6 protein-coding genes are annotated in these 9,952 nt (G+C 40.0%); all 6 read left to right on the top strand.

Annotation, left to right across the window (positions count from 1 at the left end):
• On the top strand, positions 1-345 hold a 345-nt coding region (locus tag PN447_RS14220; protein ID WP_271763690.1), incomplete at its 5' end, for a DUF4351 domain-containing protein.
• Positions 346-355: 10 nt separating this feature from the next.
• Positions 356-904, top strand: coding sequence for a tetratricopeptide repeat protein (locus PN447_RS14215; RefSeq protein WP_271763688.1), 549 nt, complete (start codon positions 356-358; stop codon positions 902-904).
• A 257-nt stretch (positions 905-1,161) separates the two neighbouring features.
• Entirely contained in the window at positions 1,162-4,809 is a 3,648-nt protein-coding gene (locus tag PN447_RS14210) for an FkbM family methyltransferase (protein WP_271763687.1), read from the top strand.
• 7 nt (positions 4,810-4,816) lie between these two features.
• Complete coding sequence (locus tag PN447_RS18645) at positions 4,817-7,450, top strand: glycosyltransferase (protein WP_334311107.1); 2,634 nt, start codon at positions 4,817-4,819, stop codon at positions 7,448-7,450.
• The gene (locus PN447_RS14195) at positions 7,432-8,658 is read left to right on the top strand and encodes a glycosyltransferase family 2 protein (protein WP_271763686.1); all 1,227 of its coding nucleotides are present in this window, start codon (positions 7,432-7,434) and stop codon (positions 8,656-8,658) included. The genes PN447_RS18645 and PN447_RS14195 overlap by 19 nt, the downstream gene beginning before the upstream one ends.
• Before the next feature lie 288 nt (positions 8,659-8,946).
• A complete protein-coding gene (locus PN447_RS14190) occupies positions 8,947-9,840 on the top strand; it encodes an Rpn family recombination-promoting nuclease/putative transposase (protein ID WP_271763685.1) in 894 nt (297 codons plus the stop codon).
• The last annotated feature ends 112 nt before the right edge of the window (positions 9,841-9,952 follow it).

Here is a 9,952-nt window from a genome sequence, read left to right as displayed (position 1 = left end):
TTAGTTCAACAAATCATGAGGTGGGACATGACGGTATTAAGAGAATCGCCCTGGTATCAGGAAATATTGAAAGAGGGATTACAGCAGGGGGAAAAACAGGGATTACAACAGGGATTACAACAGGGATTACAACAGGGATTACAACAGGGATTACAACAGGGACGACAAGAAGGAGAGAGCCAATTGGTTCTACGTCAGTTACAGCGTCGCTTAGGAAGGTTGGATGATACGGTTAAACAGCAAATTCAGATGTTACCAGTAGAGCAACTGGAAGGTTTAGCAGAGGAGTTACTAGATTTTAGGGATATACAACAGTTACAAAGTTGGTTAGAACGGGTTTGTTGACGGTTGACGGTTGACGGTTGACGGCGCTCAAATAGCGGGGTTTCGACTACGCTCAACCAGCGGGTTTTGGGTTTCGACTACGCCGGGTTTCGACTACGCCGGGTTTCGACTACGCTCAACCAGCGGGGTTAATGCTACATCTACACTAAATATGAGTATTTCTGAAAAAGAATATTTTGCGAAGCGGACTCAGCAGGTCAAGCTCAAAACACGAATTATGACGGTAGTGGGGGTGGCGGGGTTTTTTGGTTCTATTGTGTTTGGTGGGATTAAAAGCATATTGTCAGAGATGGAAAAGCAACGGGAGCAACCGGTGGTGCAGTCACCAACCAGTCAATTAGAAAATCAGGTGCGGGGTTATGAGTTGGTTTTGCAGCGGGAACCAAATAATATTTTGGCTTTGGAGAAGTTGGTTAATTTGCGGTTACAGCTGGGAGATAATCAGGGAGCTATGGAGTTGATGAAAAGGTTGGTTGAGTTGCATCCTGAGCGGGAAAGTTATCGCTCTGGGTTGGCGACTTTGCAGGAAAGAATGGGGAAGCAGGGTGGTCAGGAGTAGGGGAGGGGATTTTACGCTAGTTTAACTCTGGTTAAGGCAAACACAGGAGATTGTTAGAGGATGTTTGTCAAGTCCCTCATGGTGTATCTAATATTTTTATATCCCCCTAAATCCCCCTTGAGAAGGGGGACTTTGACTCTAGTTTCCCCCCTTTTTAAGGGGGGTTAGGGGGGATCAAGAAGTGTCTAAAATCACCTTATAAGACTTATCAAACATCCTCTTAGTTGTAGTTAATTATCAGGGGCTTGTTATTATATATGAATAATTCTTCTAATATTAATGATCAATTGAACTATCTGAAGGTTTCTGGCTGGTTAAATTCTGTTTCCCAAAAGAAGATTATTAATGGGGATAATCAGCCGATACCGTGGTACACTTACCCGGCGATAGAGTTTATAGAGGATAAGGTTAAGGGTGATTTTTTAGTATTTGAATTTGGGTCGGGACATTCAACTTTATGGTGGGGAGAACGGGTTAAAGAGGTAATTTCTGTTGAAAGTGATGGGGGTTGGTTTAAGGAAATCAATCAGCAAATGCCGGGTAATGTGAAGTTAAATTTAGAGTCAGATGAAGGTAAATACGCGGATTTTATTCTGTCGTATCCTGATGAATATTTTGATGTGATTATTGTTGATGGGATTAATCGTAATAGGTGCTTGGAAAATAGTTTAAGCAAAGTGAAAGAGGATGGTTTGATTATTTTTGATAATACAGATGTTTATCACTATGATTCATCATTACGCTTACTGTTATCTCAAGGTTATAAAAGGATTGATTTTTGGGGTTTAATTCCGGGTTATGTTTATAAAAATTGTACTTCTGTATTTTTTAAATCAACTGCAATATTAGAAACAAATTCTTTACCGAGTGATAAAAGGTCTTGTTTAGGTGTATCTTGTATGCAAATTACTAACCCTAAACCGATGGAGATGAAAACTGCTGAATATGATGATAATTGGGGATTAAATACGCCGGTGGCGTTATTGATATTTAACCGCCCTGAAACGACTGGGAAGGTATTTGCAGCTATTCGGGAGGCTAAACCGCCGAAGTTGTTGGTTGTTGCGGATGGACCGAGAAGGGATAAACCAGGGGAGGGGGAAAAATGTGAGGAAGCTAGAGCAATTATTAATCAAGTTGATTGGGAGTGTGAGGTTTTAACTAATTACTCTGAGGTAAATTTGGGTTGTCGTGAGAGGGTGAGCAGTGGTTTAGATTGGGTGTTTGAGCAGGTGGAAACGGCGATTATTTTAGAGGATGATTGTTTACCTCATCCGACGTTTTTCCGTTACTGTGAGGAGTTATTGGAGAAATATCATGATGATGAACGGATTATGGTGATTTCTGGGAATAACTTTCAAGGCGATCGCTGCAGGGAGGATAGTTATTATTTCTCCCGTTATGGTCATTGTTGGGGCTGGGCTAGTTGGCGGCGGGCTTGGAGGAAGTATGATCATGGTATGGCGCTATGGCCAGGGTTAAGGGATAGTGGTTGGTTGTTTGAGGTGTTGGAAAATGACCAAGCTGCTGGTTGGTGGTCAAAGGCATTTCAATCTGTATATGATGGTGTTCTGAATACTTGGGATGTTATTTGGCAATATAGTCTGTGGTTGAATGGGGGTTTAAGTATTTTGCCCCATGTTAATTTGGTGACTAATATTGGGTTTGGTGAATCTGCGACTCATACAACTATGGTTGATAGTCCCCTGGCTAATATGGCGGTGGAAGCTATGGGTTTTCCTCTGCAACATCCGGTAGCAGTCAAGAGGAATAGTGAGGCTGATAATTTTACTGAAATTACACAATTTAGCGGCGCAGTAAATAAAGAAATAAATGATGTCCAGAAAGTGGAGAAATGTCACATCTGTGAGTCAAATTCTTATTACTTGGCCACAGCTAAGATTCTCCAGAAATATGATGTTGATTATTTCCAATGTTCTCACTGCGGTTTTGTGCAAACAGAACACCCCTATTGGTTAAATGAGGCTTACTCAGAGGCGATCGCCTTGAGTGATGTAGGGTTGGTTTATCGTAATAATAGGATGGCATATATTACGAGTAGGTTAGTTAGTAATTATTTTGACCATCAAGCCAAATTTCTGGATTATGGCGGTGGGTATGGTTTGTTTGTGCGTTTAATGAGAGACCAAGGGTTTGATTTTTACTGGTTTGATAGGTTTTGTAAAAATATATTTGCTCAAGGATTTAAGTTACAGGAACTTGATAAACCAAATTTAGCGTTAATTACTGCTTTTGAGTTATTTGAACATTTAGAAAATCCTTTACAGGAATTACAAGAAATTATTGATATATGTCCTCATATATTTTTTAGTACAGAGTTATTACCGGAAAACAACCCCACACCTGACCAATGGTGGTATTATGCTCCCCAGGAAGGTCAACATATTTCTATATATACTCGTAAATCTTTAGAAATATTAGCTAGTAAATACAATCTTCAACTTTATACTGATGGTAAATCTTTACATTTATTAACTACAAAAACAGATTTACCACCAAATTTATTTACGGAACTGGCAAATAATCAGTTACCAGTGATTTATAAAGAATCACTTTTATCCCGTGATTTTAATCAAGTAATTAGTAAAATTTCTATTAAAAATACATCTGCTTTAATTAATACGACTCTAATGGGGTTAAAACTACGAGATATTAATTTAATTATTTTCCCAGATCCGGAGCAGTCGGAACAGTGCATATATGAAGAGTTGGTAAGGGTGATTACTAGTTTAGAAAATCATCCTGATTGTGGAAAGATGACTTTATTGGTGAATGCTGGTAAGTTTCCGCCTCATTTGACCCAAGCTTTTACGGAGCAGTTATGTGAGGAAGAGGAGGAGGGGTTACAAATTTCGGTGGTTGGTAAGTTATCTGCTGTAGAGTGGGAGGCTTTGTTACCTCGGTTAACTGGGAGGATTGTTTTAGCTCAGGAGGATGGGGAAGCAGTAGAACAAGTGCAATTAAAGAAGCTACCATATTATGAATTGGATGGGTTAGAAAATCAACTATCTATTTTCTTGAAGGTAAGAGGACAAAACAAAAATCAAGGGTTCAAAAATTTTGTTACTTACCATATCAAGGATATCCCTATTATTCTTCCTCCTGATCATGCTCTACCGCAATATCAAAATATGTTTAGGCTTTATGATAAATTTATTGGTGTTTTGGCTAAACATTTACCAAATAATGAAGATTTAATAGTTGATATAGGAGCAAACGTTGGTGATACAACAGCCCTATTACTTCAATACTGTAAAAATCCAATTTTATGTATTGAAGCTGATGCAGATTTCTTCTCTGTTCTGGAATATAATCTTTCAAATTATCGTGAAAGAATTACTTGTGTAAATTCTTTTATATCAGGAAAGGAATTAAAAAATGTAGAACTGGTAAAAAATAGAGGTACAGCAAGAGCAGTAGAAAGCAAGGAGACACTGATAAAATCCGATTCTTTGCAGTCTATTCTTGATAATTCACAGTTAGGTAAATGTATATTATTAAAAACTGATACGGATGGATTTGATTTTGAAATACTGCTTTCTTCCCTGAGCATCATTAAAGAAAATAGTCCAATACTTTTTTGGGAAAATGAGATTTCATCCCTAAAGGATATAGAAGCAGTAAAAGATTTACTCAAGGAATTGAGATCAATTAATTACACTAAATATATTGTTATAGATAATTTTGGAAATCCGTTAATTTATGAAGGGACATCAGAATTTATAGAACAAATAAACGAGTATCTGTTAAATAATAAGTATAATAAGAACCAGACTTTTTATTATACGGATATAGCTGCATTTCCAGCTAAATATAGTCACCTAGTTTTACCCATTGCATCTGACTATAATAATTTTATCAGAAGTTCAAATGTATACCCATAATTTCAATATGAATCAACATATTTTACTATCAACAGGAGATCCGGGACTGGGTGGAGTTGATCAATATAATCACTCTTTATTGTGTGCGTTAGCTAAATTAGGTTATCGAGTGACATCACTACAACCGGAAGCAGTTGATCATCGTGTAGTTACTAAAGAACAAGAGTTAGGTATTCGCCATGTTTGGATGACAAAGAATATTATTGCCGAATTACAGGGACTGTTTACCCAAGCTGAACATAAACCAGATTTAATTATTTGCAGTAATACTGGGGTATTGGCAAATTTTAACATTACGAAATTAGCTCTGGGGTTTGGTATACCATATATTGTGATTGAAGGGTTGGTTGAGCCTGATTTGGCTCAGAGGTATCCTGAATATTTAAATGAACTATCGCGACAATATAATTTAGCTCATTCGGTGATTGCGGTTTGCCAGGATAATTTAAATTTACTACATCAAGTTTTTGGCTTACCTGAGGATCAGGGACAAGTGATACATTATGGTAGACCTGCAGAATATTTTACGGGGCGTGATGTAGCTAGGGGTCAACAGCTACGAGAATCATGGGGTATTCCTGATGATGGTGTGGTATGTTTGACTGCTGCTGGGATACAAACAAGAAAGGGCTATATTTACCAATTAGAGGCAATTAAACAATTAATGTTTAGTCCTGTATGGTCTAAACTGTATTTTGTTTGGGCTGGTACTACTTGGGAACCAGAGCTAGAAAAACAGATTAGGGAGACTAGAGAAGAGTTAGGAATTAGCAACCGGGTAATTTTGTTGGGACATAGGACTGATGTGGTTGAGTTGCTAAATGCTGGAGATATTTTTGTATTTCCTTCTTTGTTGGAAGGGATGCCATTATGTGTGATGGAGGCGATGGCTAAAGGATTACCAGTGGTGGCTACTGCGGTGAGTGGTATTCCTGAAGAATTGGGAGAAACGGGTAAATTAGTCCCTGATCCTAAGATTAACCCCCAAGGGACGGTGAGGGAACTGGTAGCGACAATTACAGAGTGGGCAGAAAATCCGCAATTACGACGGTCAATTGGGGAAGCTTGCAGAGCTAGGGCGGAGGAAATGTTTCAAGAACACCGGATGATTGAGGAAACTCTGGAGGTGATTCAAGGAGCATTGTTAACCAATCATGGAGGTAAGTCACATATTGGTAATTATATTGGTAAGATTATTATTGACGGAGTATTTTTCCAACTCAATAACACAGGAATAGCCAGGGTGTGGCGCAGTTTGTTAGAAGAGTGGGCAAATACGGAGTTTGCTGATCATATTTTAGTGTTGGATAGGGCTAACACTGCACCTAAAGTTAGTGGTATTCGTTACCTGACGATTCCTGCATACGACTATAACAATACAGCGGCTGATAAACAGATGCTGCAGCAAGTCTGCAATCAAGAACAAGCAGATTTATTTATTTCCTCTTATTACACCACACCCATCACTACACCATCTGTATTTATGGCTTATGACATGATACCGGAGGTAATGGGGGCGGATTTGGATCGTCCGATGTGGAGAGAAAAACACTATGCTATTGAACACGCATCTGCATATATAGCAATTTCTCACAGTACAGCCCGTGATTTGGTTAAGTATTTTCCCCAGATAGCTCTGGAGTCTGTAGCGGTGGCTCACTGTGGAGTTAGTCGGAGTTTTACGCCAGGGACAGTAGAACTTAGGGCATTTAAATATAAATATGGGATTGGTAAACCATACTTTTTATTAGTAGGTGCTGATGCTTATAGTTATAAGAATGGGATCTTATTTTTGAAAGCATTCTCCCAACTAGCTAACAGTGAGGGATTTGATCTGATTATGACTGGTTTTGGGGGGGTGTTCCCACCGGAGTTAAGAGAATATACGTCTGGGAGTGCTGTACACCTGTTGCGCCTGAGTGATGAGGAATTAGCAATAGCTTATTCTGGGGCGGTGTGTTTGGTGTTTCCTTCTAAATATGAAGGGTTTGGAATGCCGATATTAGAAGCAATGGCTTGTGGTTGTCCTGTAATTACTTGTCCTAATGCTTCTTTACCGGAGGTAGGGGGAACAGCGGTTATATATGTGAATGATGATGATATTGATGGTATGGCGAATGCTTTATGTGAGTTACAAAAGCCCAGTGTTCGCCAATCGTTAATTAGTGGGGGTTTAGCACAAAGTCAAAAGTTTTCTTGGGGGCAAATGGGGCGGGTGGTAAGCTGGAGTTTAATTAATGCAAGTTTACTGGGGTTAAAACTGCGAGATATTAATTTGATTATTTTCCCAGACCCGGAGCAGTCGGAACAGTGCATATATGAAGAGTTGGTAAGGGTGATTACTGGTTTAGAAAATCATCCTGATTGTGGAAAGATGACTTTACTGGTGAATGCTAGTAAGTTTCCGCCTCATTTGACGCGAGCTTTTACGGAGCAGTTATGTGAGGAGGAGGAGGAGGGGTTACAAATTTCGGTGGTTGGTAAGTTATCGCGGATGCAGTGGGAGGCTTTGTTACCTCGGTTAACTGGGAGGATTGTTTTAGCTCATGAGGATGGGGAAAGTCTGGGACAATTGCAAGTAAAGAATATATCATACTACCAATTGGATGAGATAGAATCAATATGCGTTGTCCTAGCTTAAGTCAACTCCCACCACCCCCACCGGGAAAAACTGGGTGGCCTTGGACTGAAGAAACCGAACCATTAGCTGATACCATGCCGGATGGTGGGGAATGGCCAAAGATTAGTATTGTTACTCCCAGCTATAACCAAGCTCAGTTTATTGAGGAAACTATTCGTTCCGTGTTGCTCCAAGGTTATCCTAATTTGGAATATATGATTATGGATGGAGCTAGCACAGATGATAGTGTGAATATTATTAGTAAATACCAGCAATTTTTGTGTCATTGGGTGAGTGAACCTGATCGGGGACAATCTCATGCTATTAACAAAGGCTTTGCAAAGACTACAGGGAACATTTTGGCTTGGATTAATTCTGATGACTTTTTGAAGCCGGGTGCCTTGGAAATAGTAGCAAAAACCCTGAGCAACTCTCAAACTCCCACTTGGTTAATTGGGGGGTGTGAGATAACCAATGAAATTTCTGTTCCTTTGTTCATGAAGTCTGGAACTGGTATTTCTTATGCCAAATGCTGGAATTGGTTGGAAAACTGGTTTCCACAACAATCTACATTTTGGCATCGTCATTTGTGGTCTTTAGCTGGCTTATTAGATGAGTCTCTGCATTATGCGATGGATTTTGATTTTTGGCTGCGATTATTCCTACTAGCCGAACCAATTACTATAGATACGGTAATTTCAGCCTATCGATATCACGATAATGCTAAATGTATTTCCCAACAATCATTAACTCAAGGTGAAGTAAATTTAGTAGTTATCAAAAATTTGAAAGCCTTACAGCTAAATTCTATTCAGGAGATGGGAGGGAGATTAGAAAAATTTGTAAGTTCTCAGTCTGATATTTCTAGTTTAAAACTGCGAGATACTAATTTTATCATCTTCGCGGACCCGGAGCAGTCGGAACAGTGCATATATGAAGAGTTGGTAAGGGTGATTACTAGTTTAGAAAATCATCCTGATTGTGGAAAGATGACTTTACTGGTGAATGCTGGTAAGTTTCCGCCTCACCTCACCCAAGCTTTCACGGAGCAGTTATGTGAGGAAGAGGAGGAGGGGTTACAAATTTCGGTGGTTGGTAAGTTATCCCCGCTAGAGTGGGCGGCTTTGTTACCCCAAGTTACTGCTAGGATTGTTTTAGCTCAGGAGGATGGGGAAAGTGTGGGACAATTGCCGATGGATGGGGTGCCATTGGTGACGGTTGACGGTTGACGGTTGGCTGTGTTGAGGGGCGATCGGCTTGCAGCAGCGCGGGGGCGATCGGCTTGTAGTATTCGCGATCAGTATTGGGTGTGGGAGGTATAATTGATGGTTATCCGCACGGGGGAGCCAGGGAATGAATTCCCTGTCTGAAAGCTAAAGTCGGTTAGAAACCGACTGGAAAGAGGTTTAATGGGTTTTGTGTGATTTGTCACAAGATGTAGGAAATTGGTGTATAATTTATTAGACACACAGCAAGCTATGATACAGAAGCAACATATTTATAACTTATAACAAACAGTGGCGAAAAAAGCAGATATAGGGGGGAAAAGATTAATCGGTCTTGCACCTAACACGTGGGTAAAGTGGATTACCCAGCGCAGTGACTTACAAGTACAAGACATCCTCAACACAGAATTTCAGTGGATAGAGCGGGAAAGTGATGTTTTATTGAAGGTTTTATCGCCGGAAATAGGGGAATTTTTACTCCTCAACGAATTACAACTACGGTACAATCAGAGAATGCCCCGAAGGCTACGGGCTTATACAGCTTTGGCAGAAGAGCGTTATAACTTACGGGTATATCCAGTTTTAATCAATATTCTGCCGCCAAGTAATAAACAAAGCATTCCCCAACGTTACGAATCAGAGATATTAGGGATAACTGCTCATCAAGATTACCAGGTGATTAATCTGTGGGAGGTGGATGTTAATCTGGTATTTGAGCAGAAGATATCAACCCTATTGCCATTTGTACAAATTTTGCAGGGTGGAAGCAGGGAGGATAAATTACGGGAAGCGGTGAGGGAGTTAAGACGGGATGAGCAACTGCAAGACTTAGAACCGTTATTATCATTTTTTGCTAGTTTTGTATTGGATATTCCCTTAGTTCAACAAATCATGAGGTGGGACATGACAGTATTGAGAGAATCACCCTGGTATCAGGAAATATTGAAAGAGGGGGAAAAACAGGGATTACAACAAGGACGGATTGAAGGACGACAAGAAGGACGACAAGAAGGAGAGAGCCAATTGGTTCTACGTCAGTTACAGCGTCGCTTAGGAACCTTGGATGATACAGTCAAACAGCAAATTCAAATGCTACCAGTAGAGCAACTGGAAAGTTTAGCAGAAGAATTACTAGACTTTAGGGATATACAACAGTTACAAAGTTGGTTAGAACGGGTTTGTTGACGGTTGACGGTTGACGGTTGACGGTTGACGGTTGACGGTTGACTGTTGACTGTTGACTGTTGACTGTTGACTGTTGACTGTTGACTACGCTGGGTTTCGACTACGCTCAACC

The sequence above is a fragment of the Anabaena sp. CS-542/02 genome, assembly GCF_028331085.1.
In the GTDB taxonomy this organism is placed as follows: Bacteria; Cyanobacteriota; Cyanobacteriia; order Cyanobacteriales; family Nostocaceae; genus Anabaenopsis; species Anabaenopsis arnoldii.
This window is presented reverse-complemented; position numbering and strand designations above follow the sequence as displayed.